22 protein-coding genes and 2 pseudogenes are annotated in these 26,790 nt (G+C 58.8%); 10 read left to right on the forward strand and 14 right to left on the reverse strand.

All coding sequences use genetic code 11. From position 1 onward, the window contains the following. Positions 1-68: 68 nt before the first annotated feature. A complete protein-coding gene (locus ACI5GA_RS09750) occupies positions 69-2,651 on the reverse strand; it encodes a bifunctional diguanylate cyclase/phosphodiesterase (RefSeq protein ID WP_421422668.1) in 2,583 nt (860 codons plus the stop codon). Between the two features lie 365 nt (positions 2,652-3,016). Next, entirely contained in the window at positions 3,017-3,217 is a 201-nt protein-coding gene (locus ACI5GA_RS09755; RefSeq protein ID WP_421422669.1) for a hypothetical protein, read from the reverse strand. A gap of 42 nt (positions 3,218-3,259) precedes the next feature. Between ACI5GA_RS09755 and ACI5GA_RS09760 the strand changes: the two genes are divergently transcribed. Beyond that, positions 3,260-3,529 (forward strand): pentapeptide MXKDX repeat protein, encoded by a 270-nt coding sequence (locus ACI5GA_RS09760; RefSeq protein WP_421422671.1) that lies wholly within the window; start codon positions 3,260-3,262, stop codon positions 3,527-3,529. Between the two features lie 62 nt (positions 3,530-3,591). Here ACI5GA_RS09760 and ACI5GA_RS09765 read toward each other — a convergent pair whose 3' ends face one another. Further along, complete coding sequence (locus tag ACI5GA_RS09765) at positions 3,592-3,882, reverse strand: hypothetical protein (RefSeq protein WP_404636233.1); 291 nt, start codon at positions 3,880-3,882, stop codon at positions 3,592-3,594. Between the two features lie 192 nt (positions 3,883-4,074). Between ACI5GA_RS09765 and ACI5GA_RS09770 the strand changes: the two are divergent. From ACI5GA_RS09770 to ACI5GA_RS09785, 4 genes and pseudogenes are all read left to right on the forward strand, one after another. Next, positions 4,075-4,227 (forward strand): annotated as a pseudogene (locus tag ACI5GA_RS09770) (topoisomerase DNA-binding C4 zinc finger domain-containing protein); the annotation flags it as partial. Positions 4,228-4,353: 126 nt separating this feature from the next. After that, entirely contained in the window at positions 4,354-4,578 is a 225-nt protein-coding gene (locus ACI5GA_RS09775; protein WP_421422672.1) for a hypothetical protein, read from the forward strand. Positions 4,579-4,785: 207 nt separating this feature from the next. Beyond that, a complete protein-coding gene (locus ACI5GA_RS09780) occupies positions 4,786-6,129 on the forward strand; it encodes an OprD family porin (protein ID WP_421422673.1) in 1,344 nt (447 codons plus the stop codon). Positions 6,130-6,392: 263 nt separating this feature from the next. Beyond that, positions 6,393-7,022: a polyribonucleotide nucleotidyltransferase gene (locus ACI5GA_RS09785; protein ID WP_404636230.1), complete on the forward strand. Its 630-nt coding sequence runs from the start codon at positions 6,393-6,395 to the stop codon at positions 7,020-7,022. A 31-nt stretch (positions 7,023-7,053) separates the two neighbouring features. Here ACI5GA_RS09785 and ACI5GA_RS09790 read toward each other — a convergent pair whose 3' ends face one another. Beyond that, positions 7,054-7,689, reverse strand: a complete 636-nt coding sequence (locus ACI5GA_RS09790) for a LysE family translocator (RefSeq protein ID WP_421422674.1) — start codon at positions 7,687-7,689, stop codon at positions 7,054-7,056. Positions 7,690-7,976: 287 nt separating this feature from the next. On the opposite strand from ACI5GA_RS09790, the pseudogene ACI5GA_RS09795 reads away from it, so the two are divergent. Further along, a pseudogene (locus tag ACI5GA_RS09795) lies at positions 7,977-9,052 on the forward strand (diguanylate cyclase). Between the two features lie 82 nt (positions 9,053-9,134). Here the strand turns inward: ACI5GA_RS09795 and ACI5GA_RS09800 are convergent. The 7 genes from ACI5GA_RS09800 to ACI5GA_RS09830 form a co-directional block, all read right to left on the reverse strand. Next, the gene (locus ACI5GA_RS09800) at positions 9,135-9,854 is read right to left on the reverse strand and encodes a hypothetical protein (protein WP_404636227.1); all 720 of its coding nucleotides are present in this window, start codon (positions 9,852-9,854) and stop codon (positions 9,135-9,137) included. A 331-nt stretch (positions 9,855-10,185) separates the two neighbouring features. Next, on the reverse strand, positions 10,186-10,422 hold the full coding sequence (locus ACI5GA_RS09805; RefSeq protein WP_404636226.1) for a LuxR C-terminal-related transcriptional regulator: 237 nt from the start codon (positions 10,420-10,422) through the stop codon (positions 10,186-10,188). A gap of 488 nt (positions 10,423-10,910) precedes the next feature. Next, on the reverse strand, positions 10,911-11,381 hold the full coding sequence (locus tag ACI5GA_RS09810) for a VOC family protein (protein WP_421422675.1): 471 nt from the start codon (positions 11,379-11,381) through the stop codon (positions 10,911-10,913). An 87-nt stretch (positions 11,382-11,468) separates the two neighbouring features. Then, complete coding sequence (locus tag ACI5GA_RS09815) at positions 11,469-12,788, reverse strand: MFS transporter (protein ID WP_404636224.1); 1,320 nt, start codon at positions 12,786-12,788, stop codon at positions 11,469-11,471. 109 nt (positions 12,789-12,897) lie between these two features. Then, complete coding sequence (locus ACI5GA_RS09820; RefSeq protein WP_404636223.1) at positions 12,898-13,665, reverse strand: helix-turn-helix transcriptional regulator; 768 nt, start codon at positions 13,663-13,665, stop codon at positions 12,898-12,900. A gap of 301 nt (positions 13,666-13,966) precedes the next feature. Further along, positions 13,967-14,452 carry a GNAT family N-acetyltransferase gene (locus ACI5GA_RS09825; protein WP_404636222.1) on the reverse strand — a complete coding sequence of 162 codons (486 nt, stop codon included), beginning with the start codon at positions 14,450-14,452 and terminating at the stop codon, positions 13,967-13,969. Positions 14,453-14,658: 206 nt separating this feature from the next. Beyond that, the gene (locus ACI5GA_RS09830) at positions 14,659-16,827 is read right to left on the reverse strand and encodes a TonB-dependent siderophore receptor (protein WP_421422676.1); all 2,169 of its coding nucleotides are present in this window, start codon (positions 16,825-16,827) and stop codon (positions 14,659-14,661) included. 186 nt (positions 16,828-17,013) lie between these two features. Here ACI5GA_RS09830 and ACI5GA_RS09835 point away from each other — a divergent pair, with 186 nt between their 5' ends. Continuing rightward, positions 17,014-17,652, forward strand: a complete 639-nt coding sequence (locus ACI5GA_RS09835; RefSeq protein WP_421422677.1) for a LysE family translocator — start codon at positions 17,014-17,016, stop codon at positions 17,650-17,652. Positions 17,653-17,747: 95 nt separating this feature from the next. Here the strand turns inward: ACI5GA_RS09835 and ACI5GA_RS09840 are convergent, their stop codons facing one another. After that, complete coding sequence (locus ACI5GA_RS09840; protein WP_421422678.1) at positions 17,748-18,743, reverse strand: alpha/beta fold hydrolase; 996 nt, start codon at positions 18,741-18,743, stop codon at positions 17,748-17,750. A gap of 162 nt (positions 18,744-18,905) precedes the next feature. Here ACI5GA_RS09840 and ACI5GA_RS09845 point away from each other — a divergent pair, with 162 nt between their 5' ends. From ACI5GA_RS09845 to tsaA, 3 genes are all read left to right on the forward strand, one after another. Then, entirely contained in the window at positions 18,906-19,616 is a 711-nt protein-coding gene (locus ACI5GA_RS09845) for an rRNA pseudouridine synthase (RefSeq protein ID WP_404636218.1), read from the forward strand. A 63-nt stretch (positions 19,617-19,679) separates the two neighbouring features. Further along, on the forward strand, positions 19,680-20,141 hold the full coding sequence (locus ACI5GA_RS09850; RefSeq protein WP_404636217.1) for a DUF1456 family protein: 462 nt from the start codon (positions 19,680-19,682) through the stop codon (positions 20,139-20,141). A 17-nt stretch (positions 20,142-20,158) separates the two neighbouring features. Next, on the forward strand, positions 20,159-20,869 hold the full coding sequence (gene tsaA / locus ACI5GA_RS09855) for a tRNA (N6-threonylcarbamoyladenosine(37)-N6)-methyltransferase TrmO (protein WP_404636216.1): 711 nt from the start codon (positions 20,159-20,161) through the stop codon (positions 20,867-20,869). Between the two features lie 10 nt (positions 20,870-20,879). On the opposite strand, the gene hrpA is transcribed toward tsaA, so the two are convergent. Next, positions 20,880-24,791 (reverse strand): ATP-dependent RNA helicase HrpA, encoded by a 3,912-nt coding sequence (gene hrpA / locus ACI5GA_RS09860; RefSeq protein ID WP_421422679.1) that lies wholly within the window; start codon positions 24,789-24,791, stop codon positions 20,880-20,882. A gap of 263 nt (positions 24,792-25,054) precedes the next feature. After that, positions 25,055-26,752: a long-chain-fatty-acid--CoA ligase FadD1 gene (fadD1, locus tag ACI5GA_RS09865; RefSeq protein ID WP_404636214.1), complete on the reverse strand. Its 1,698-nt coding sequence runs from the start codon at positions 26,750-26,752 to the stop codon at positions 25,055-25,057. Positions 26,753-26,790: the final 38 nt, after the last annotated feature.

Below are 26,790 nucleotides of genomic sequence, written 5' to 3' on the forward strand. Positions count from 1 at the left end.
TCGCTCAGGTTGCTGCGCCCGACTCGCCAAGCACCTTCGGCCATTCAGTCAGGGCGGCAATACGGGACTTAACTCTTTATGGTAAATGCCGACCTATGCGTTTCGCCCAGCAATGCATCAAAGGCGTCCGCTTCCATTGGACGACTAAGAAAGTAGCCTTGACCCTCTGCGCAATCCACGGCTTTCAACAGCGCGAGATGCTCGGCGGTCTCAATGCCTTCTGCCGTCACTGTTAAAGAAAGCGCCTGCCCCAGACCGACGATCGCCTGAACGATGGCCTGATCATCTTCGCTCTCACCCAGCCGGGAGAGAAAGGAGCGGTCTATCTTCAGGCCGTCAAAGGGAAACGTTCGTAAATAACTGAGAGATGAGTATCCGGTACCAAAATCATCCATCGCGATACGTACCCCCAAGCGCTTGAGTTGGTGCATCAACTCCAAACCACCTACGGCGTCTTCGAGCATCACCCCCTCTGTAATCTCGAACTCAACGCGGGACGGTTCAATGCCACTATTGGTGAGTGCCTGTTGAACGCGGGCAATCAGATTGCCGCGCTTGAATTCAGCTGGAGAGAGATTCACAGAAACGAAAAGGTGGGACGGCCATTGTGCTGCATAGCTGCAAGCCGTCTTCATCACCCAATCGCCTAGCGGCAGAATCAGGCCGGTCTCCTCTGCAATCGGTATGAATTTCTCAGGCGACACCAAGCCTCGTTGGGGATGCTGCCAACGCACCAATGCTTCAGCGCCCACCATCCTGCCGTCAGCAATCCTGAACCGAGGCTGGAAGTGCAACCTCAGCTCACCATGCTTTATTGCAAAGCGCAGGTCACTCTCCAGACGTCGCCGCTCGATGATGCGGGCGTTCATGTCACCGGCATAAAACCGCCAGGTACTGCGGCCGCCGGCTTTTGCCTCGTATAAGGCGATGTCTGCATAACGTAGCAATTCGGCAGCCTCTCGTGCGTCGGTCGGTGCCATCGCAATACCGATACTGGCGCTGACAAAAACTTCCTGTTCATCGATCACCAAAGGAAGTTCGATCGACTCAATGAGACGTCGGCATAGCGACTCAACTTCCTCCGGGTCCTTGGCATCAGTGAGAATCAGCACGAATTCATCGCCACCTACCCGCGCGACGAGATCTCCATGGCGAATACACTCAGACAGCCGAGCTGAAATGTCGTTGAGTACTCTGTCCCCAGCAGCGTGCCCCAGCAAATCATTCACAGGTTTGAATCTATCCAGGTCCAGACTGAGCATGACCAACGGCTGCTCTTTGGTCGGCAACGCCTTGAACTTACCATCGAGAAACTCTTGTAGCCTGACGCGGTTTGGAAGACCTGTAAGGGCATCGTGCTGAGATAAAAACTCAATGCGCCGACGCGCTTGGACCTCCTCTGAAATGTCGGTGGCGGTTCCGCGGAAACCACCGTCGGGCAGTTGACGCGCAGAGAGGCGAGTGACGCGCTCTTCGCCTTGGGTATTGATGTATCGGCAGGACACTGTGATGTCCGGTTTGCGATTTGGAATCGACAACCATTGCGAAAGAGTCCCCATTTGACTGGTGAGCAACGCGTCTATGGACACGCCGATCCAGTCTTGCCGACAGAACGCGGTAACAGTTTCAAATCGCTCGGAGAGATAAGTGAAGCAGCATTCCTGGTCGATCTCCCAGACCCAGTCTGAACTGGCCTCGACGACATCGCGAAACCGGGCCTCGCTGGTCGCCAACGCCGCTTGGCTTTTCTGGAGCGAAAGGTAGCTTTCGTCCAGCGCACTGGCGGCAGCGGTCGTACGGCGCAAAATCACCCACGCCATCAAGCAGACCAGCAGGGCAGCGACGCCCGTAAGAGGTAATCCAAGGGCGAGGAGCCGATTACCCGGCTTGGGCGGCGTCCAGCGTAACGCACCACCCTCGCCGTTAGCGCCGAGCACAAAATCTGATGCCTGATGCGGCTCAGACGGTGTGGCGACACGAAGATCTTTCACCCCGTAATCCCGGCCCAGCGTCGCCAGCTTGTCGTCGGTCAGTAAGTCGACAAAAATCAGCACAGACGCCGCACGATCATCGGGTTCGATCGTCGGATCGGTGCCAGGGGTGATCGCGGCAGCGGCGACGATGGCGGGAACACCCTTTACGTTCATGAAAGAGGTTACAGGTCTCTCTTCCGATGCCACCTTCCGCGCTTGGGCTACCAGAGGCGCTAATGGCTGCCCTAGCCAGTCTTCAATCGAGATATTTTTTAGCTCACCGTTGACCACTGCATAAACGGTGCTCCCCCTCTCATCGACGACGAACAGCCCTTGGAAGCCGAAGTCAGCATAGAGCGTCGAACCGATATTCTGGCGGACAAATGCCCATTCAGGATCAACCTGTAGATGGAGGTGTTTGTATGCGTCGCCCCAAAATGCGTAATCCTTGAGCGTCGAACCCACACTCCTTTCTGAGGCATGCACGGCTTTGGCAGTATAAAAAGCGCTTTCTTCTTCCTCGGTTCTGTCCAGATCCCTTGCCAGGAAAAGCAACATAAAGCTCGCCAGCAAGAAAACCCCTGTCAGTAAGGCGACGAAATAAAAAAGGGAGCTGCGTGTCAGCGCAACGCTGGAGCGGCGGTTTTCCGACTTAAAGGATTTGGGCAGATTTTCCATAGTTTCCGTAGCGCTTTTTTTCGAGCCATGCTTACGAGCTGTATCGGCACGATGCGCTCGACGTTAAACCTGTTCGTCTGATAGCCGTGGCCTGCGTCGCCGCTCGCGATCCAAAACGGACCGTTGCCCACTGCAAGCGCCCCAAAGACCCGGCCGCCCGCGGCCCTATCGGCTGTCCGGAGACGCGGAGCGATATCGGGGCGGTGCGCAATGTTCGGGAAGTCTTGAAAAGAAGCTGGATGGGCCGGTTTGCCAGTCGGCCTCACGCGGGTGGCGGCCGACCGCTTTCAATGAGTGGTACGACCGCACACTGTATGAAGCAATGACTGGCGAGAAAAGACTCAGAAGCCACCCAAAAAACGGTATCAGTTGGCGATTGACTGGCTCTGCCTTTTCCACTCGGAAAACGTGTCAAAGTTCGGTCTGGCAAACCAGGCACACTTCACGATTTGTTTAACCTTTCGAGAGGATTTGGCGATCTGATTGCCTTCAGAGTAACTGGGCCGCTTGAGTTCAAACGCGGCAATCAAGGCGAATCCGTCAGTGCGGTAGACGTTGATCGCCATGGCACGCCCGCTTTTGGGCCACTCTCTGAAGGAAATCCAAAAATGAACAAGATGATCGCAACTGTCTTTTCCGGCGCTTTGCTGTTAGCCGTTTCCGGTGCTTATGCGGCTGACACGATGTCCAAGGATGCGATGAGCAACGGCAGCATGAGCAATCAGAGCACGATGTCGCGCGACGCCATGAGCAAGGACAAAATGGCCAAACCCGAGGCCAAGCATGACGCGATGTCGAACGGTTCAATGAAGCACGATGCCATGTCCAAGGACGGCATGAAGAAGGATGCGATGAAGAAGGGCGAAATGAGTCAGTGACATCCAGAGCGCCGGGCACATCGGTGCCCGGCCACTTGTGCACTTGCCGGATGAGGCAGTGATCAGCCCTTGGTACGCTGCCGATACTCCTGAACCATTTCCTTGGTGACGTCTTCCTTAAAGCACAATGGCGAGTAGCCGCCTGCGCGATTATAGGCGCTACGTTTGCCACAGCGACTGCCATTGCGGGCCGCGTTGTAGGGGCATGGGCAATTGCCGGGGTAGGCGGCGATGGAGTCTTCGATGAGGATTTGCGCGATGGCGGCGTCAGTGAGGCGGGTTTCCTTCGCGGAAACGATGAAGGCGCTGAGCAGCACGAGTGCGGCGATGAAGCTGGTTCCTACCTTGAGCATGGCTATTCCTTAGCGTGTCGATGAATATTCCGACGCGCTTTTTACCATGACATCATTAAGCCACCACAGTATCTTTTCAGCGTACACTGTGGCGCCTTTCTCAAACCGAGTGAGCAAGGGTCTTACAGACGCTTCGCTTTTTGTCTTACACAGATTGGAGATTGGCGGACAAGGCCCGGACGGCGGCGTTGACCGAAAGCACCCGCCTGCCCGTTTTGCCGTAAAAAGATGGTGATCAAGGTCGAACGTACGGGCGCCAATGCAGGCGGCAACTTCTGGGGTTGCACCGATTTTCCGAAGTGTCGAGGCATCCGCCCGATCTTCGCTCCCATGAAGACGATTTAATTCCCTCTCATCCACATAACATTTTCGCTAAACAATTTTTAAAGGGGTTTCATTTGATCCAGGGTCATTGAATTCTTACAGTGGCCTCACCTAATCGAACTTGCTCACGCAAGAAGGTTGAATCAAATGTTTAAATCCATCGGTATTATCAGCGCTCTGGCGGTTTCTTCTTTAATGGCCTCTCCTCTTGTTTTGGCAGAAGAGTCTCCTGCGTTCGTGGCGCGCAATGAAGCGATTCATACGAACTTCGAGCAGCACGAGGAAGCCCTGGCTGCCCAGGCCAAGGAACAGAGCAAGACCCAACAAGCGTCTACCTTCAACCCTCAAGCGGAGAATGCCAAACACACCTGACCTGTACGTAGCTTCTGTTTCTGTCGTTTTTTCATTGTGTTGTTTGCGTCACTGCTCCTGACGCAAGCGCTTAAGCTCCAAACTTCAGCCGCTTTCCCTAGCGGCTTTTTTTTGAGCGCGAAAAATAATAAGCGGTATTTATAACAATACAGTTCGACGTCTGTTCTCACTGCCGAACGCCAATAAAGTCTACGGGGATACTGATCTGTGAACGTCTCTTTCAAACTGAGTGCGCTGGTCGTGGCGATGACAGCCATTACCGCTACGTCTGTTTATGCCGATGATGCTACTGGCAGTAAGGATGGTTTTATCGAGGGGTCAAGCTTCAATCTCGACCTGAAAAACTATTACTTCAACCACGACCGGCACGATGGCAAGCAGGACAGCAAAGAGTGGGGCCAAGGCTTCGTCGGGGTCTTTGAGTCCGGGTTTACCCAAGGCCCGGTGGGCTTCGGGCTCGATGCCAATGCGATGCTGGGCATGAAGCTGGACGGCGGCGGTGGCAGTGGCGGGTCGAGCATTTTGCCGACTACCGCCCCCAATCCGAACAAGGACAATTTGTACGGCGATGCCCCGGATTCATTCTCGTCAGCGGGCGGCGCGGTGAAAATGCGTGCCTTCAATACCGTGCTGAAAGCGGGCGACATGTTCCTCAATAATCCGGTGATCGCGGGCGGTGCGACGCGGATGTTGCCGATGACGTTTCGCGGCTTCAGCCTGACCAACACCAGCGTCGATCACCTGACGCTGGACGCCGGGCAAGTGAGTTTCGACAAGCTGTTCAACCAGAGTGGCAACGGGCGTATCGGCACTTATTACGGCACCCTGCCCGATGGCGATAAGAGCAAGCACATGAGCTGGGCCGGGGCGACGTACACCGGCGTGCCGGGCATGACGTCGAGCCTGTACGCCTCGCAGCTCAAGGACATCTGGAACCAGTATTACTATGATCTGGACTACAACTGGGCATTGAACGATCTGGTCAGCCTCAATCCCGGTTTCCATTACTACCATACGCAGGACAGCGGGCATGCGCTGCTGGGCAGCATCGACAACAACACGTTTAGCGTGCATCTGGGCGTCACGGTCGGTCATCAGACGTTGACCACCTCGTTGCAGAAGGTCAACGGCAACACACCTTTCGACTACATCCGCGACGGCGACAGCGTCTATCTGGACAACTCCCAGCAGTACTCGGACTTCAACGCGCCGGGGGAAAAATCCTGGAAGCTGCAATATGCGTATGACTTCGCGGGCTGGGGCATGCCGGGGCTGACCTCGTCGCTGTCCTACACCCGAGGCACGATGGATCTGACCAAAGCGACGACCGCCGCTGACTCGGGCTACAGCTATTACAACGCTGATGGCGACAACGCCAAGCACTGGGAACGGGATGCCGACATCAAATACGTGGTGCAAGGCGGCCCGGCCAAGAACCTCGGCGTGCGTTTGCGCTGGGCGACCAACCGGGGGGGCGATGGGTATAAGACGGTGGATCACAATGCGGATGAATACCGGGTGATCGTGGATTATCCGATTAATGTGTTCTGATCGCGTTCGCTGAGGCCGAATTCACCTTTTGTGAGGGGCGATTTGCTGGCGAAGGCGGAGTGTCAGGTGACAGATCCATCACTGACGAACTGCTTTCGCCAGCAAGCCGGCCCACAGTGACGTGTGGCGGGCCATAAAAAGATGATCACCACCGAGATCGCTTACAGCAGTCAGCATGCGCCCAGTCACCCCACCAACATTTATCCAAATCACTCAGGCAAAATGCCTACCCTCTGTAGGAATCAGCATTTGAAGAGGTAGGAATGCGCTTGTTCACCCTGAAATCAGCCCTGATGTGTACTGCATTGACCATTGCGCTGGGCATCACAGGTGCGCAGGCGGCCACTGACGCCAAGCACCCTGCCAAATCGACCAAAAGCGCCCACACCGCCAAAAAGACCACCCCCGCCAAACCCACCGGCCAGAAAGTCTCGATGCTGGGCGGCAAGTTCGTGTTCTTCCTGCCCAAAGACTATGTCAAAGGGCCTATGGAGGAGATCGACGACAAGGCCAAGGCGGCGGGCGTCACCGGCTCGCTGTACATGAACAAACCCGCCAAGCGCGTGGTGATCATCACCGAAACGCCCTTGCCCGAGGGCAACACGGCGTCGTCCAACGACACGGAAACCCTGGACAACATCATTGCCGAAACCCTTGTTCAGCAGCAGTCCAGTTACAAGGACTTCACCAAACTGGGCGAGAAGAAACTCGTCAGAAAAGGCCTTGGCCTGCGTCAGCTCGATATCTCCGGCAGCGTCGACGGCGGCAAAGTCCTGAGCACCACCGTCGCGGCTGCGTCAGGCACGCGAACAGCGATGGTCAACGTCATCTCACTGGCAAAAGACGCCAAGGCCCATGGGGCGGTGGTGAAAGGCGTGACAGGCAGTAAATGATGAGGGATCGGCTGACGACTTTGTCAGCCTCCTACTTTCGTCCCTCCACCGCCATCCGCATGGCGAACCCGAACAGCACCGTTCCCATCAGCCAACGCTGGACATTGGCCCAGGTCGGCTTGGTCGTCAGAAAAGTCGCGATAGAGCCCGCCGCCATGGCGACCATCGCGTTGACCGTCAGACTGACGCCAATCTGCACGCTGCCCAACACCAACGATTGGCTGAGCACACTGGTGCCGTTACCGACCGTGATGAATTGCGGCAGCAGCGAGAGGTAAAGCACGGCGACCTTGGGATTGAACAGGTTGGTCAGCAGGCCCATCAGGAACAATTGCCGGTTGCTGTCCTGAGGCAGATCCTTGACTTGAAATGGAGACCGCCCGCCCGGCTTGACGGCTTGCCATGCCAGGTACAGCAGGTACAAAGCACCCGCCGCACGCAGGGTGTCGTAAGCATAGGGCACGGCCATGACCAATCCGGTAATGCCGAACGCCGCGCACAACATGTAGAAAATGAAACCGATCCCGACGCCCCCCAGGGAGATCAAACCCGCCTTGCGGCCTTGTGAGATGGACCGGGAAATCACGTAGATCATGTTCGGGCCAGGTGTCAGGACCATACCCAGCGATATGAGGGAAAAGGCGATCAGATTCGAGAATTCGGGCATGGGAAAAGTCCTGCTCAGACGTCGCTGAAATCACCCGCCCGAGTATTCGGGTGGGGGCGGATGCATTTCAGCCAAACCACAGGACGCCGTCCATAGACAGATGGACGATAAAACGACCGGGACAGATGCGTCACTCTCACGGGGTCCGGGTTTGCTGAACGACAGCCGGTGCTGTTCAACCGTCCAATAGTGGCAAATTGCTCTTCACAGAAACCAAATGCCGAGCGACACTCGAAGCGTGGCCGATGTTTCAGTCGGGATGCTGCGTCATCACCCGGTGAAGAGCTATGAACACTTCCATCCGCAGAGGTCTGTCGTATGCCCGGCGCATGCATGTGCCGCGCAGTGTAGGGCTGGGTATCGGCTTTTTCGCCGTCGCCGCCGCGCTCTACCCTTCACACCCACCCGCGTGGGTCTGGACAGCGATGGTCCTGCATGGCTACGTCTGGCCCCATGTAGCGTTTCTTCTGGCGAGGGTGTCGAAACAGCCTTACAAAGCCGAGCGCCGAAACCTGATCTACGATTCGCTGGCGGGCGGTTTTTGGGCTGGAGCGATGGGCCTTAACCCGCTCCCGACGGTCACTGCCTTGTCGATGATGGCAATGAACAACATTGCCGCAGGCGGCCCGCGATTGTTCCTGAGCGGTTCGTTGGCGCAAATCGTCGGCGCGCTGGTGGGATACGGAATTTTTCTGCCCGCGCTGTTCCCGACCATTACCCCCATGCAGGTGTACGCCTGCTTGCCGATGCTGGTGATCTATCCCCTGGCAATCGGCCTGGTGTCTTATCGCGTGGCCGTGCAGTTGTCGGAAAGCAAGAAATCGCTGGAAAACTCAGCACGACCGACAGCCTCACAGGCCTGATGAACCATGGCGCCTGGAAGGACCGGCTCAGGGTCGAGTTCAATCATTGCCAGACGATGAAGCGACAGAACAGCGTGGCGTTGATCGACGTCGACCACTTCAAACACATCAACGACACCTACGGCCATATCATTGGCGATAATGTGCTCAAGCAATTGAGTGGCGCGCTGTCGACCAGCCTGCGCGCCACCGATCTGGCCGGACGCTACGGCGGCGACGAGTTCTGCGTGATCCTGCCGGACACGACACTGACCCAGGCCACCGAGATCCTCGAACGCCTGCGCCGCACAGTCCACGAACACAACCACAGTAAAATTCCCGAATTAAGGCTCAGCCTCAGCATCGGCATCGCTGCCTACGGCCCTCATCTCACCGACGCCGGGATGTGGCTGCACGAAGCGGACATGGCACTGTACGACGCCAAAAGCACCGGGCGAAACCGAGTCAACTCGGCGTCACCCGGAGTAAGGGCATGTCATTCATTGAGTACGGAGTTTTGAAGGATCAACGGCCCAGGCGCATCAGGGTTTCGAAGAGCGTGGGCAGCCCGGTTTTGTGTAGGTATTGGCGTACTGCTACACCTCACTGCAAAGGATCCGCAGACGCCATGACCTGCCTCAACAGCTCCAACGGTGTGAGCTTCTCAAGCAACGTCACCACATCGTCCTCGAACATCCACTCACCGTTCAACGCCTCTTCACGTTCCAGATGAGCCGCCTGAACCGCGCGATAGCCTACCGGGAAAATGCATTTCTCCAGCGGCATCAGGCGGTCGTAATGTTCCAGCAAGCCGCGAAAGACGATGCGTCGCTCTGACACACCGCGTGTGGTCGCGATCAGCTTGATGAAAAATGCCGAATCGAAATCGCGGATGGCCTCGTATGCGGTGTATCGCTCGACCAGCGTGTAATCCGAACGCTCACCGAAGGCGATGCAACACAAGGCCTCCCTCGACAACTCCTTCATCGGGTTGGGGGTGATCACCCGGCGGTTGCTTTTGGCGAGGGCGAAGGCAACGGCCTTCTCGGCGGCCTCCATGCGCTCAGGACATGCGAGCGACTGAACGTCCTGAAGCCCCGGCGCCTGCCGCCCCAACTGTTCGATCTCGGTGCACAGCGTGGCGAACAGTCCTCGTGGCCCCATCCACCTTCGGTGCAGCTCGATTAGATTGGCGCTGCCGTAGGACGCCTGCTCATGCACCAGGTCGTGAAATATCACGATGACCGGGTCTTCATCGTCCTCAAAATCGAGTTGAGGATCAGCGGGCAGGTTTTCGTCGTACGGCGGTTTTTCGGTTGTCATCGTGTCGCTCCTTCTTGTTGTTGGATTATTTCCAGGTCGGCAGCGTACGTTTGCCAGATCCGGAGGCTCCGACAATGACGTAGGTTTCACTGCCCTGTATCGAAAAGTTGGAGATCCTGAAGACTCATATCCTCTACGTGCCACTTTTTTTGCTCTGACTAACATTCTTAAATGTGAAAAACACCGACAGCTGTTCATCAGAGAATTCGTCTGCGGCAGTATCCTGACGATACCTGTACAAGCTTGTTTATTATCCATGGGGTTGTTTTAACAAATACCGGAAGGACTGTCACACCGGCATAAAGAGACACTTCACTCGCTGCACCTGTAACTATTGACCATCCCCATTATGCGCAAACCGCTCCGCGATACAATCCGTCAAATGTAGGGGGTGTTCCTGTTTTTTCTTGCGCGGTGGAGCAACATGCAGGGCCAACAACTGTGCCCGGTTCTTCACCTGATTCTTTTTCAGCAACGCCGATACATGGTCGCGGGCCGTGTAATCACTGATGCCCAACTGCTGTGCGATGTCTTTGTTGGTACAGCCCAGCAGCACCAATGCCAGCACTTCGGACTCTCGCGGCGTCGTGCGTCTGGCACGTTTGCGCTTAGGCGCTCGTTCTTGCATTGATGAGCCTCCACCCTTTCTGATGACCTTCCATGGTATTAACGACCCATCGGCATCGACGGGATTTTATTGAGCGAAATTTAAAACACTGCACACTTTCACCGCAGACCTCTGAAGAAGTTATGGCCAGAACTGCAGACGGTAATTATTCCTACAAAAATTTGAGAAACATTCCTGACATTCCCCTACAGCACTGTCATCGAACATGAATAGCCCATGGCGCAAACAAGTGTTTGCACACGAATCGACACGCTCATATTTCGGGCCGCGACAATAAACGTAGAAAACTGCAAATACAATCACTCGTTACAATTGCGCGGTCATGAATAGCGAAGCAGGCCGAACACTTGCAGCATTAGGAAAGTGCGACCAACCCCAGAGAAACAGCTGGTCGCACTACATAAAAAAAGGAAATGGCTGACGACGTATCAGGACGTCGGCTGACTGAACATTTTCATGGCACGCTCACGAATTTCATCAGGTGTGAGGTCCTCCTTGTGAGTCCCGATGAACCAGAGATGCCCGAAAGGATCGCGGACGCTGCCACTGCGGTCGCCGTAGAACATGTCCTGAACCTCGGTGACCACTGTCGCCCCTGCCTCGACGGCGCGCTTGAATTGTTCATCGACATCGGGGACGTACAGATGCATGGCAAAGGCGGTCTTGCCACCGGGCTCGGGGCTGTTGAAGCCTCCCTGATCGCACGGCTCGGACAGCATCATGCGTGAATCGCCGATCTGCAGCTCGGCATGGCCAACGCGTCCGCCCGGCGCTTCCAGGCGGAACATTTCCTTGGCACCAAACGCTCTCTTGTAAAACTCGATGGCTTCGGCAGCGGGCGAAACGCCCATGTAGACGGTCAGGCTGTGCTGACCCTCGGGGATAGGTTTGACGCTCATGACGGCTCTCCTGTTTTTGTCATCAGAGGCACACCAGCGTCATCAGGGTAGTCCTGCACCGGGCGCCACTCAATGACGCCCCGTCAATCAGTTGCTGCACCCCGCAGGCAGCACGTCATCCACCTGCATGCCTTTGCGCAGGCCGAAAAACATCGCCGTCAGCAGGCCCACTGCGCCCATGATCGCGCAGTAGCCGACGCATACCCACGGGCTCCATGGCATCAGCGCGATCAGCGCCAGCGGCGTGGTGCTGGCCCACAGCGCGTAACTGATGTTGTAGGTCAATGAGATGCCGGACACGCGAATGTTCGCCGGGAACAGTCCGACCATGACCGACGGCACCACACCGACGATGCCACAGGCCAGCCCGGCGACTGCATATGCCAGCCCGACCGGCAACCACTGGACGACCAGGCTGGCGTACAACAGACCAACGCCCACTGGCAGCAGCAGGCTGTACAACACGACGCCCCACCAGGCGCCGATGCGGTCTACCAGACGCCCCGCCAGCACGCAGCCGATGTTCAGAAACACGATGCCGACGCTGCTCAGGGCGAACGTGTCGCTAGGGCTCATGCCAAACCGTTGCTGCATCACGGTTGGCGTGATCACCACCAGCGTGACGACCGCAGACGTCAGCACGCAGGTGAGCAAGGCGGCCGGAAGCAGCGACTGACGGTGTTCGCGTATGACAGCGCGCAACGGCAGTTCGGTCAGGCCTTCGCGCTGGGCGTTGAGCGCCATGAACACGGGCGTCTCGCTCAACCAGCGCCGCAGCCACACGCCGATCACACCGAACACGCCGCCCAGCAGAAATGGAATGCGCCAGGCGAAATCGAGGATTTCCGCGTGGCTGAACACCTTCGCCAGCCAGGTCGCGGTCAGCGCGCCGATCAGATAGCCGAACGTCAGACCTGCCTGTAATACACCTAGCGCGTAACCTCGATGGCCTTTCGGTGCATGCTCGGCGACGAACACCCAGGCACTCGGCACTTCGCCACCGACCGCCGCACCTTGCAGCACGCGAAGGCCCAGCAGTGCCAGCGGCGCCCAGTAGCCGATTTCGGCGTAAGTCGGCATCACGCCGATCAGCAGGCACGGCAAGGCCATCATCATGATGCTGAGGCTGAACACCCGTTTGCGGCCGAGTTTGTCGGCGAAATGGGCCATGAGAATGCCGCCCAGCGGGCGAGCGAGGTAACCGGTGACGAAGATGCCGAAGCTCTGCAACAGCCGCAGCCATTCGGGCATTTCCGGCGGAAAAAACAGCTGGCTCAGTGTCAGCGCAAAGAACACGAAAATGATGAAATCGTAGATTTCCAGTGCCCCGCCCAGCGCCGCCAGGCCCAGGGTCTTGTAATCGCCCCGGCTGATCGGTTGTGGACGTGGTCGAAGAATGGCTGTCATGGAAGACCCCATTTGGCAGAGTGAAAAGCCGTCAGGTGCGGCAAAGGCGCGCAGGATAACAAAGCTTGCGCCCAACGGGCGGCTGGCAGACAACCGGAATCAGGTCACATCACAGGGCATAAGTGCCGGGCGTCATACCGAACTGGGCGCTGAAGGCACCAATGAAGGTGCTGACACTGTCGTAGCCCAGGCGTTGCGCCACGCGGTTGACGCTGTCGCCCTGGGCCAGCAGTTCCAGCGCGCGCTTCATCCGCGCGACGATGCGCCATTGCACCAGCGACATACCGGTCTCTGCACGAAAGTGGCGGGTGAGACCGCGCCGCGACATCCCCACACGCCGCGCCCAGTCGTCGAGACTGGTTTTGTTGGCCGGGTCGGCGACGATGGTCAAGGTCATACCCACCAGATGCGGGCTGCTGGGCATGGGCAGAAAAAGCGGGTGAGCAGGCGAAATCTTCAGTTCGTCGAACAAGACGTCCAGTTGACGGTTCTGTGGCGGAGACAGCTCGCCGGAATGATCAGGCCATTGCGCGATGCGTTCAAGCAGTGCGCCGGACAATGGGGTCATGTCGAACACAGTAGGTGTGGTCGGGAACAGCGGGCAGAGATCGGGGCGCAGGTAGACCATGCAACCGGTGGCAGTGTCATGGACGCGCGCTGCATGAGCAACGCCAGGGGGGATCCAGCCGATGCGCCGAGCAGGCACGACCCAACTGCCCGTATCCAGTTCGGCGGTGATCACACCTTGCCGAACGGCCCACAATTGCCCTTCGCGGTAGCGATGCAGGATGTCGTCACTGCTCGTCTGCACGGGGGCTGTGATCAGCAGCGGGCGTCCATCCTGGATACGGCGTTGCAACGGGTACTGTGCTGGCATGGCCCAATTTCCCTGTTGAGTGACATGTCGACGTTAGCAAGCCAGAGGGGCCCAATGCCAGCGTCATCGCCGCCCAATACCCGAACCTGATTTTGTTCGTAACGCTGATCCCTGTCACAGTCCGACTTGCCGACGGACACGTGATCTCCTACAGAAACCACGAAAACCGCTTCGCGCTTCGAGGACAACGCTTTCACGGTGAAAACCTCAAGACCGGCATGAACACCGCTTTGAAGTCAGCGCGAACGGGGTGAAAACGGCACAGGCTCGCCGAACACAATCCAGAGAGAAAACTGCGGAATCAGTGCACCGATTCCGCAGGCATGTCCCGCTCCATATACAGGCTGCGCAGGGTGATGCCGCTCGGGTGCTCATAGCCGTCATCGCGAATGGCGACAAACCCCATCGCCCGGTAGAAGTCCGCCGCATTCAGCGAGGCATACAGGTAAAGCCGAGTGAAATGCTCTTCGGCCGCGATGGCTTCCAGCCCCTCCATCAAGCGCTTGCCCACGCCCCTTCCTGCATGAGCAGGCTCGACGAACACCGCAATCACCTCGCCGCTCTGTCGGTCCAGAATCCCATAGCCCAACAGTTGGCCCTCCTCTTCGGCGATCAAGGCGCAGCGAGTGGCCAGCAGGCGCAGGTAAGACTCAGGCGGAGGAGACTCGCTCCAGACCTCGATCTGTTCCGGCGAGTAATGGCTGGCACATAAGTGCCGCACGGCCCGTGTGCGCAGCGACCACAACAAGGGGATGTCCGGAATGGAGCCTGGTCTGAGTTCGATCATGTTGCGCATCCGTCAGAAGAACACGCACGAACATGCCTGTCCGTGCACAGCCTGTTAACGCCAGAGCGACAGGATGCGCTTTTCCTCGCCAGGCTGGAAGGTGCTGGTGTCATCCCCTGCGCAAGATCACCTACCGCCCAGGCACCGAACAATCACGCTTCAAACACCGCCCCTGTGGGAGTGAGCCGAAAGGCTGCTCAAGTCACTTAAAAACTCACCGTCGCCGACAACCGCGCAGTACGGGGCGAGCCGAGGAACAGGTAGTCGTCGCCCAGGTATTCGCCGACATCACGCCAGTAACGTTTGTCGAACAAGTTATCGACCGTCAGCCGGAACACGGTGTCGTAACCGTCGATTTTGGTGCTGTAGCGACTGCCCGCGTTGAACACCGTGTAATCGTCGACCTTCACCGAGCCCTCGCGGTTGGCGTATTTGCTGGCGCTGTATTGCATGCCGCCCAGCAGCGCCAGACCCGGAATCGGCAGACTGTAGTCCGCTGACAGACTGCCCCGGTATTTGGGCACGTTGATCGCCTGATGATCTTCGTACGCCGCCGTGCCGCTGTTCTCCACCCGCGCCTTGATCGCTGCGACGCTGGCGGCGATTTGCAGTTGCGAGGTCAGCCAGCCGTTGGCGCTTAGCTCCAGCCCGGTGTTCTTTTGCTGGCCCTGTTGAACGAAAGTCAGGCTGCCGTCGTCATTGGGTTTCGAATACTGATAGGCCTGACGGGTCTGGAACAGCGCAGCGGTGAAGCTCATGCGGCGCCAGTCGTACTTGACCCCGGCTTCCAGTTGGCGAGAAATCGTTGGCGCAAGGATTTCACCCACGTTGGTGTCGAACACCGATGCCGTACCGCCCAGTGACAGGCCTTTGCTGTAGCTGGTGTACAGGGAAACATTGTCCACCGGCTTGTAGATCAACGCGCCTTGCGGCAAGAAGATCGAGCGCTGGGTGTGGCGATTGTCACTGCCGTCTTCGTTGTAGGCCTTCTCGTCGAGGCGTACCTGTCGCCCGCCGATCACGGTCTGCCAATGCTCGTTGAAGCTGATGCGATCAGTGGCGAACAGCCCATACTGGCGGCTGTCCAGACGTCGCTCGGTGTGCCCTACCGGCAAGTCGGACGGTGCAAAGGTTTCAGGCGTTTGATTGATGTTTCCCGAGCCCACGTACTCGCTGAAATACGGGCGAGTATCCACAGTGCGGCGGAACGCGCTGGTGCCGAACGTCAGTTCATGTTTCAGCCAGCCGGTGTTGAACAGCCCTGTCATCGCGGCTTCGATTTCATCGTTGCGCCGCGTGTCGTCAGGGCTACGGAAATCGTAGATATCGTAACCACCGTCGGTGTTGAAATGGCCGGTCACCGGCGTTGCCGGGCAATCGGTCTGGTAATAGCAGCCATAGGCGAAGGCGCTGTAGTCGTCGATCACCACACGGCTGCGTGAGGCGCTGAGGCTGGCTTTCCAGTCGTCACTGAATCGGTATTCATAACGGCCGTTCATGTTCAACGAGTCGATGCCCACCGGATTCGACCAGCTCTGATAACCCAGCAGCTTGCGCGGTGACGCATCGTGAGGCAGCTCGGTGCCGCCGATCAATTGGTACCCCGGCACCGAGCGCTGCTCCTTGGTCTGGTACTCGACATCCAGTTGCAAGGTGGACTGGTCGTTGATGTTCCAGTCGAAGGCCAGGGAGGCGAAGTCCCGCTGCCCATCGGCATGCTCGACGTAAGAGCGGATGTCTTCGTGGGCGACGTTGGCGCGCAGGCCGAACTGCTTTTCGCTGCCGAACCAGCCGCCCACATCGGTGGCGATGTAACGCTCGCCGTGCTCATTGGTGGAGACCGTCACCGAGCGGACGTCTTCCGGGCGCTTGGTCTTGTAGTTGACCACGCCCGCCGGCTCTGAAACGCCGCTTTGCAGGCCAGACAGCCCCTTTAGCAGCTCGACCTGCTCCTTGTTCTCCAGTGCCACGTTCTGCTCGCCGGTGATGCTGCGGCCGTTGATGCGATAGCTGTTGGCGGCATTGAGCGAAAAACCACGCACCACGAAGTTCTCGTAGTAGCCCACCGGGGCGTAGCTGTCCCCCACCGAGGCGTCGTTGCGCAGCACATCGCTGAGCAGCTTCGCCTGCTGATCCTTCAAACGCGCCTCAGTGAACACGGAAATGGACGCGGGCGTGTCACGCACTGGTTTTTCGCCGAAACCACCCACCGATGCGCTGTCCGCCTGATACACCGACAACTCCTCGCCCGACACTTTCACTGCGTCCAGCGTCAGCGGCTCGGCTTCTTGCGCGGCCAGCCATGGCGAAGCAAAGGCAAGGCTCAGCGGCAGCAGGCGGCTGAAGCCTGCGGCAGATCGGTGCGAGGTGGTCATCGACGGTGAAGCTCCAGAGGGGATTTCGTGGGCGCACTTTTTACGTTCTGTACCGATTTTTTACAACTGCGCTACGCCCTCTTTAAACGTATGAAAAGGCTCGAAACTTAGTCATCCGCTCATCTACACTCGGGCATACATCCCGTCAGCACTTCCTTTTTTCCCATAAACAAGAAGAAGGCCCCCATGACTTCGTCTTTGCTGCTCGCCGTACTCGCCTCCGGTTTTATCTACGCCATCTCGCCTGGTCCTGGTGTATTGGCGGTGTTCGGCATTGGCGCGTCCAAAGGCCGTCGCGCAGGGGCGGCGTTTCTCAGTGGGCATCTGTTGGGGGACGTGATCTGGTGCAGTACCGCGCTGGCCGCGATCATTGGTGCCAAGGTGATCGGCACCACAGCGTTCGACGTGCTGGGCATTATCAGTGGCCTGTTTTTGTTCTGGCTGGGTTGGCGCGCGATCCGCGCCAAACGCAGCACCGAAGGCGAACCCAAAGCCTCAGGTCGCCACCCGTTCTGGCACGGCATCATGTTCGGCCTGACCAATCCCAAGGCGTACCCGGTGGCCGTGGCGACCTTCACCGCGCTGCTTTCCAGCCGGGCCGATCTACTGAACTGGTCGATGCTGCCGCTGTTGATTCTGATCAGCACGCTGGGCGGGATCGTGGCCTACGGGATCATCGTTGGCGTGGTCGGCGCGCGGCAGGTGCGTGCGGTGTACCAACGCCATGAGCTCACCATCACGCGCTTGTGTGGGGTGATGTTCATTGGTTTTGCGATCAATGCGTTGATGCACGCGGTGCCGAGCCTGTTGCCGCGCAGGCCCTGACCCGGAACTACCCTGTGGGAGCCGCCTTGGTGCGGGCGGCGTTCCGACGAAGGCGGTTGGCCAGGCAACATAGAATCTCCCACAGGTTGGCGGCCTCAGCGTTTGAGGCTTTCCAGCAACACCCGGTTGAACTGTTGCGGGTCCTGAATCTGTGGCGCATGGCCCAGCCCCGCGAACTCGATCAAGGTGGCCTGTGGAATGCGTTCGGCGACCGCCTTGCCTAGCTCCGGGTAATTGCCCAATGTTTTGCGCAGTTCTTCAGGCGCGGCGTCCTTGGCGATGGCGGTGTTGTCCTTCTGCCCGATGAACAGCACGGTCGGCATCTTCAGCTTTTCGAAATCGTAGAACACCGGCTGATTGAAGATCATCCCGTAGGTCTGCGCCGAGGCCCGGGCCACTTCTTCCTTGCCCTTGCCGTTGAACATCCCCGCCTGCATGTCGACCCAATGATCGAATTCCGGGCGCCATTCGTTGGCGTAGTAGGTCGACTGCTGGTATTTGCGGATGCTTTCAGCGCTGGTCTTCAGCTCGCGGGCGTACCAGTCGTCAAAGCTGCGATCTGGCACACCCTTGGCCTTCCAGTCCTCAAGACCGATGGGGTTGACCAGCATCAGTTGATCCACCTGATCCGGGTACATCAGGGCAAACCGGGTCGCCAGCATGCCGCCCATGGAATGCCCGACCACCGTAACGTGATCGATGCCCAGGCTCGTCAGCAACGCTTTGGTGTTCTGCGCCAGTTGCTCAAAGGAATACTGATAATCCGCAGGTTTGCTGGAGCGGCAGAAACCGATCTGGTCCGGCGCCACCACACGATACCCCGCGGCGGTCAGCGCCTTGATGCTGCCCTCCCACGTCGCACCGCAGAAGTTCTTGCCGTGCAGCATCACCACGCTGCGGCCATTGGGGGTGCCGGTCGGCTTGATGTCCATGTAACCCATCTGCACCTGTTTGCCCTGGGATTCAAAACTGAAGTTCTGCGCCGCAAACGGGTACTGGAACCCCTCCAGTTGCGGCCCGTAGGACGGTGTTTGTGCCGCCATCAGCGGCAGGCTGACGCCCATCAGCAACGCGGGTAGCCATTTGGTCATGAAAACGCTCCAGACAGAGTGGGAATCAAGAGCAGACCTGAGCCGCTCTCGGAAAAATCCCTCGAATGGAGTCCTATCGAGCCGTCATTTTCAATGTTGCCGCGATTAACGGTGCATGCACGGGTACAATAGGCGCCTTTCCCTTCTGTAACGGCTTTTCTCATGACTGACCCCATTCGTCTTTCCAAACGCCTGATCGAGCTTGTCGGTTGTTCCCGCCGCGAAGCCGAACTGTTCATCGAGGGCGGCTGGGTCACTGTGGATGGCGTCGTCATCGACGAGCCGCAATTCAAGGTCGATAGCCAGGTCGTCGCCCTGAGCCCTGAGGCCAAGGCCGACAAACCGGAGCCGGTGACGCTGCTGCTCAACGTGCCAGCCGGCATGTCCCCTGAAAAAGCCCTGAGCCTGATCACGCCTGCCACCCTCTCGGCAGAGCACAGCGTCGGCAAACGCCCCCTCAAGGGCCATTTTCTGCGTCAGGAAGCCATTTCCACGCTGCAAGCCAACGCCAGCGGCCTGATGGTGTTCAGCCAGGATTGGAAAATCCTGCGCAAGCTCACCGACGACCGCAGCAAGATCGAGCAGGAATATGTGGTCGAAATCGACGGCGAAATGGCGCCCCATGGCCTCAATCGCCTGAACCACGGCCTGATGTACAAAGGCAAGGAACTGCCGAAGGTCAAAGCCAGTTGGCAGAACGAGACCCGCCTGCGCTTCGCCATGAAGAATCCGCAGCCCGGAATCATCGCCCAGCTTTGCGAAGCGGTTGGCCTGAAGGTCGTGTCCATTCGCCGGATTCGCGTCGGTGGCGTGTCCATCGGCAAAGTGCCCGAAGGCCAGTGGCGCTACCTGACTGAAAAAGAAAAGTTTTAACCCCCGTTTTTCAGCGCGGCGCGAGATGTCGCGCGTGCTCATACCGATCAGGACACATGCATCATGATGAACAACGACGTACTGCGCAGCATTCGCTACACGCTGAATATCAGCGATGGCAAGTTGGCGGACATCATCAAACTCGGCGGCCTTGACGTGACCAAGGCCCAAGTGATCGCCCTCACCAAAAAAGAGGAAGAAGAAGGCTTCGAGCCGTGCAGCGATGAAGTGCTGGCGTATTTCCTCGACGGCCTGGTGTTCTTCAAACGCGGCAAGGACGAGAGCCGCCCGCCATTGCCCATCGAACTGCCGATGACCAACAACATCATCCTCAAGAAACTGCGCGTCGCCTTCGAACTCAAGGAAGAAGACATGCTCGCCGTGCTTCAGGCGTCCGACTTTCCGATTTCCAAACCTGAACTAAGCGCCCTGTTCCGCAAGCCAGGCCATAACAACTACCGTCCGTGCGGCGAGCAGTTGCTGCGCAATTTCCTGCGCGGCCTGACGTTGCGCGTTCGCGGTTGAGCGCGATTGCCCCTCCGATGAATCAGCCTTACAGCGTCTCGCCCATCGGTTTCGTCCGCTCCTGTTTCAAGGAAAAGTTTGCCATCCCGCGCCAGCCGCAACTGGCGCCCGCCGCGCGGGGCGTGCTGGAACTGGTGGCGCCCTTCGATCAGGGCGACGCGGTGCAGGGGCTGGAGCAGGTCAGCCATGTCTGGCTGTTGTTCCTGTTCCACGAAGCGCTGGAAGACAAACCGCGCCTGAAAGTGCGTCCTCCCCGTCTGGGCGGCAACCAGTCCATGGGGGTGTTCGCCACCCGCGCGACCCACCGCCCCAATGGCATCGGCCAGTCGGTGGTGAAGCTGGAGAAAGTCGAAGCAGGCCGTCTGTGGCTATCGGGTATCGATTTACTGGACGGCACGCCCGTGCTGGACGTCAAGCCCTACGTGCCCTACGCGGACATCATTCCCGAAGCGCGCAACAGCATGGCCGCCGCTGCGCCGGAGTTGATTCCGGTGTCGTGGGATGACAGCGCGCTGGGGCAGGCTCACGAGCACGCATTACGCTTGAGTGAGCCTCTGGTCGAACTGATCGAACAGTGCCTGGCCCAAGACCCGCGCCCTGCCTACCAGCAACCGACGCCTGAGCGCCGTTACGGGGCGCAGTTCTGGGATCTGGATGTGCGCTGGCATTACCCGCAGCCGGGGCAGATTCGGGTGCTGGAGGTCGTCATGTCAGGCACCGCCCTTTAGGCGGCAGGCCTCACCCCTCGACTGCCGCCCACTGCTTGCTCAGGCGCTTGTCGGAAATCGGCACCTTGGTGCCCAGTTGCTGGCCGAACAGCGACACACGGTACTCCTCCAGCCACCAGCGATACACCACCAGTTCCGCGTCGCGCTTGCCCTCTTGGGCATGTTTGTCGGCGCGGATCTGGTATTGCGCCCAGAGATTGCCCAGTTCGATGCTCCAGACTCTGTCCTTCTGCACTTGAGCGCCCAGTTTTTCGAGACGCAGCTCGATGGCCTTCAGATAGCGTGGCAGCTCCTTGAGCCAGACCGCCGGGGTTTCGCGGACGAAACCGGGATACACCAGCTTTCCAAGCTGCGCCTTGATGTCGTTCAGCGCCACGGCCTGAGTCAGATCGATCTTGCCCTTGAAGCGCTTTTGCAGGCCGTGCCACAGCTTGAGGATTTCCAGCGTCAGCCGCGCCAGTCGCTCGGCATGCTCGGTCAGGTTGCCGCGCTTGCGTTCGGCCAACGACAGCAAGCCTGCACCATCCCGTGGCAAGGTGGCTTCGCCGTCGAGAATGCAGGTGTCGAGGCTCGCCAGCAGGATGTCTTCGATCAACGCGTCGACCCGGCCCATGTCGCGATACAGCAACGCCAGCTCGGTCTGCCCCGGCAGTTTGCTGCGCAGGAATTTCGCAGGCTCGGCCAGTTGTTGCAGCAACAAACGCTGCAACGCACGACGGTGCTGATACTCGGCTTCGGTCTGGGTCGAGAAGCGCCCCTCCTTGACCGTGCCACCCTCTTCTACCAGCGCTGGATAGACCGTCATCGACAACCCGGCGATCTTCTGCTGAGTCTTCTCTTCTACTTTGGCGAAGCCTTTGGCCTCCACCGGCTGCTGACTTTTCGCCGACTGCGGCACAGCCAACGCGGCCTGTCCGGCCTCGGCGAAACGGGCGGTCAAGGCATCCAGATCACGGCCTTCGCCGAGGAACTTGCCGTTGGCGTCGACCACTTCCAGGTTCATTTTCAGGTGGCTCTCCACCTGCTGCGCGGCCTCGACCCACGCTTCGTCGGTCACCCGTGCACCGGTCATGCGCAGCAATTCGCGGCCCAACGCCTGAGGCAGCGAGCCATCCGCGAAGACCATGCGTTGCAGCGCGGCCTTGACGAAGTCCGGCACTGGCACAAAGTTTTTGCGCAAGGCTTTGGGCAGGTTGCGCACCAGCGCCACACATTTGGTTTCCAGCAAGCCCGGCACCAGCCATTCCAGCCGCTCGGCGGGCAACGACAGCAGCAACGGCGCCGGAACCCGCAAGGTCACGCCGTCGCGGGCATGGTTGGGTTCAAAGTGATAGCTCAGCGGCAGGGTCAGATCGCCCAGGCGCAGGGTGTCCGGGTACAGGTTGGCGGTGACCTCACTGGCCTCCCGCGCCAGCACGTCCTCCTCGCGCATGATCAGCAGTTGCGGGTTCTTCTGGCTTTCAATCCGATACCAGGCGTCGAAGGTCGCGGTCTGGTGAATCTCGGCGGGCAGGCGTGCCTCATAGAAACCGAACAAGGTCTCTTCGTCGGCCAGAATGTCCCGACGGCGGGCCTTGGCCTCCAGTTCGTCGAGCTGCTCCAGCAATCGGGTGTTGGCGCTCAGGCATTTGGCCCGGGACTGAATCTCGCCCCGCACCAACCCCTCACGAATGAAAAACTCGCGAGAGACCACAGGATCAATCGGGCCGAAATGCACCGGACGCCGCCCGACAATGATCAAACCAAACAGCGTGATCTGCTCGTAGGCCACGACCTGGCCGCGCTTCTTCTCCCAATGGGGTTCGAAGTGGTTTTTCTTGACCAGATGGCTGGCCAGCGGCTCGATCCAGTCCGGCTCGATCTTGGCCACCATGCGCGCGTAGAGCTTGGTGGTTTCCACCAGTTCGGCGGCCATGATCCATTGCGGGCGTTTTCTGCCCAAACCGGAGGACGGGTGCACCCAGAATCGCCGCTGACGGGCGCCGAGGTAATCGCCTTCTTCGGTCTTCTGGCCGATCTGGCTCAACAAGCCAGAGAGCACCGCCTTGTGGAATTTCGGGTAATCCGCCGGCGCCTTGTTGACGTTCAGTTGCAGGTCACGACAGATCAGGCTCAGTTGGCGATGAGAGTCGCGCCACTCACGCAGTCGCAGGTAGTTGAGGAAGTTACGGCGACACCAGTTACGCAGCGGGCTGGCGGTGAGCGCTTGGCGCTGCTCTTCGAAACCGCGCCACAGATTGACCAGCCCGGCAAAGTCCGAGTCCTGATCCTTCCATTGTGCGTGGGCCTGGTCAGCGGCCTGCTGACGCTCAGGCGGACGCTCGCGAGGGTCTTGAATCGACATCGCGCTGGCGACGATCAGCACTTCCTGAAGACTGCCCTGTTTGGCCGCTTCCAGCAGCATTCGGCCCATGCGAGGGTCCACCGGCAGGCGCGCCAGTTGGCGGCCCAGCGGGGTGAGCTGGTTTTCGCGGTTAACCGCTGACAGCTCTTGCAACAGGTTGAAACCGTCGCTGATCGCCTTGCCATCCGGCGGCTCGATGAAGGGGAAGTCGGTGATCTGGCCCAGCCGCAAATGCAGCATCTGCAAGATGACCGCCGCAAGGTTGGTGCGCAGAATCTCGGGGTCGGTGAATTCCGGGCGCGCGAGGAAATCTTCTTCGCTGTACAAGCGTACGCACAGGCCCGGTTCAACCCGCCCGCAACGGCCCTTGCGCTGGTTGGCGCTGGCTTGGGAAATGGCTTCAATCGGCAGGCGCTGAACCTTGGCGCGGTAGCTGTAGCGACTGATCCGCGCGGTGCCGGTGTCGATCACGTAACGAATGCCGGGGACCGTGAGCGAGGTTTCGGCGACGTTGGTGGCCAACACCACGCGACGGCCGGGATGGGACTGGAAAATCTTCGCCTGTTCGGCAGGCGTGAGGCGCGCATACAGCGGCAGAATCTCGGTGTGGCGCAGTTGCGCCTTGCGCAGCACCTCGGCAGCGTCGCGAATCTCTCGCTCGCCGGGCAGAAACACCAGCACGTCGCCCGGCGATTTGCGTTCGGCCCGTTCGAAAGCGGCCAGTTCGTCCAGCGTCGCCAGAATCGCCTGATCGACGGTCAGGTCATCCTCGACACTGTTGCCCTCTTCGTCCTGCTCGGCGGTCAGCGGGCGATACCAGGTGTCCACCGGGAAGGTCCGGCCCGAGACTTCGATAATGGGTGCCTTGTCGAAATGCTCCGAGAAACGCTCCAGGTCGATGGTCGCCGAGGTGATGATGACTTTGAGGTCCGGGCGACGGGGCAGCAGGGTTTTCAGGTAGCCCAGCAGAAAGTCGATGTTCAGGCTGCGTTCATGGGCCTCGTCGACGATGATCGTGTCGTAACGCTCAAGAAAACGGTCGTGCTGGGTTTCGGCCAACAGAATACCGTCGGTCATCAGCTTGATCAGGGTGTTCTCGTCGCTTTGATCCTCGAAGCGCACCTGATAGCCGACCAGACCGCCCAGTGGCGTGCCAATTTCCTCGGCCACGCGAGCGCCGACGCTGCGTGCAGCGATTCGACGGGGTTGGGTGTGACCGATCAGGCCGTGCTGGCCGCGACCGATTTCCAGACAGATTTTCGGCAACTGCGTGGTCTTGCCTGAACCGGTCTCGCCCGCGATGATCAGCACCTGGTGCTTGAGCAGCGCCGCCTTGATCTCGTCGCGCTTGGCAGCGATGGGCAGGTTTTCGTCATAGCGAATGGTCGGCACGCTCTGTTTGCGTGACGTGACCAGCGCGCACGACGCCTGCACACGCTCGACCCACTGCGCCAGCTTCGCCTCGTCGGGCTTCTTGCGCAGTTCGTGCAACTGGCGACGCAGGCGATGACGATCACTGATCATCGCGTGGTCGAGGTTCTTGAGCAGTTGGTCGATGGAGGGCGATTCGTCGGTCATCAGGGCGCGAAGTCTTTTCTGTCTGAATGCAGGGCGCGGATTGTCGCAGATTTACCCATGATCATGCACAACCTGTGGGAGCCGGCTTGCTGGCGAATACGGTGTGTCATTCAAAGCTGCGGTGCCTGACACCCCGCATTCGCCAGCAAGCTGGCTCCCACAATGATGGTGTCGAATCAAAAATCGCTGATCGACTGCTACAGGGGTCATCGACATCAAATCAAAAACCCCGCACGAGGGCGGGGTCTGGTAAGGGGAAACGCTTATGCCGGTTTCTTCAACGCCAGCTTCTTCAACTCTTCATCGCGCAATTCACGGCGCAGGATCTTGCCTACGTTGGTGGTTGGCAGCGCATCGCGGAATTCCACGCTGCGCGGCACTTTGTACGCCGTGACGTTACCGCGCATGTGTTCCATGACCTGCTCTTTGCTCAGCGTCGCACCGGGCTTGACCACCACGAAAATCTTGATCGCCTCGCCCGACTTCTCGTCCGGCACACCAATGGCCGCGCACTGCAGCACGCCCGGCAGTGTCGCGAGCACGTCTTCCAGTTCGTTCGGGTACACGTTGAAGCCGGACACCAGAATCATGTCCTTCTTGCGGTCGACGATGCGCATGTAACCGTCAGGCTGAATGATCGCGATGTCACCGGTCTTCAACCAGCCTTCAGCGTCGAGCATTTCGTCAGTGGCCTCCTGACGCTGCCAGTAGCCTTTCATGACCTGCGGGCCTTTGACACACAGCTCGCCCACTTCGCCCAGCGGCAGCTCTTCACCCGCGTCGTTGATGGTCTTGCACAGGGTCGACGGCACGGGAATGCCGATGGTGCCCATCTGGATTTTCTGGATCGGGTTGACAGTGGCCACCGGGCTGGTTTCGGTCATGCCGTAGCCTTCGCAGATCGAACAACCGGTGACTTCCTTCCAGCGTTCTGCCGCCGCCTGTTGCAACGCCATGCCGCCTGAGAGGGTGACTTTCAGCGAAGAGAAATCCAGGTTACGGAAGTCGGCGTTGTTGCACAGTGCCACGAACAACGTGTTCAGGCCGACGAAGCCGCTGAACTTCCACTTCGACAGCTCCTTGACCATTGCTGACAGGTCGCGCGGGTTGCTGATCAGGATGTTGTGGTTGCCGATCAGCATCATCGACATGCAGTGAAAGGTGAACGCATAGATGTGGTACAGCGGCAGCGGGGTGATGAGGATTTCCGTGCCTTCGTTGAGGTTCGAGCCCATCAGAGCCTTGCATTGCAGCATGTTGGCAATCAGGTTGCGGTGAGTCAGCATCGCGCCCTTGGCCACGCCGGTGGTGCCGCCGGTGTATTGCAGCACGGCAACGTCGCTGCTTTTAGGCGAAGCGTCGTTGACCGATTTGCCTTGCCCCTGCGCCAGCACGTCGTTGAATTTGACGGCTTTGGGCAGATGAAACGGCGGGACCATTTTCTTCACGTATTTGATGACGCTGTTGACCAGCAGACGCTTGAGCGGCGGCAGCAGGTCGGCGACTTCGGTGACGATGACATGCTTGACGCCGGTCTTGGGCACGACCTTCTCGGCCAGGTGCGCCATGTTGGCCAGGCACACCAGCGCCTTGGCACCGGAGTCGTTGAATTGGTGTTCCATTTCCCGCGCGGTGTACAGCGGGTTGGTGTTGACCACGATCAGACCGGCGCGGATGGCGCCGAATACGGCAATCGGGTACTGCAATACGTTGGGCAGTTGCACGGCGATGCGATCGCCCGGCTGCAAGTCGGTGTGGTGTTGCAGGTACGCTGCGAATGCTCCCGACAACTGATACAGCTCACCATAGGTGAGTGTCTTGCCCAGGTTGCTGAACGCAGGTTTATTGGCGAAACGCTCGCAGGACTGTTTCAATACGGCCTGGACGTTTGGATACTCGTCCGGATCGATATCGGCAGCGATGCCAGACGGATATTTATCCTTCCAGAAATTTTCGATCATGGAAGCCGACTCCTCAGCGACAGCGTTTCTACACACCG

Source organism: Pseudomonas sp. Pseu.R1, assembly GCF_045764065.1.
Taxonomy (GTDB): Bacteria; Pseudomonadota; Gammaproteobacteria; order Pseudomonadales; family Pseudomonadaceae; genus Aquipseudomonas.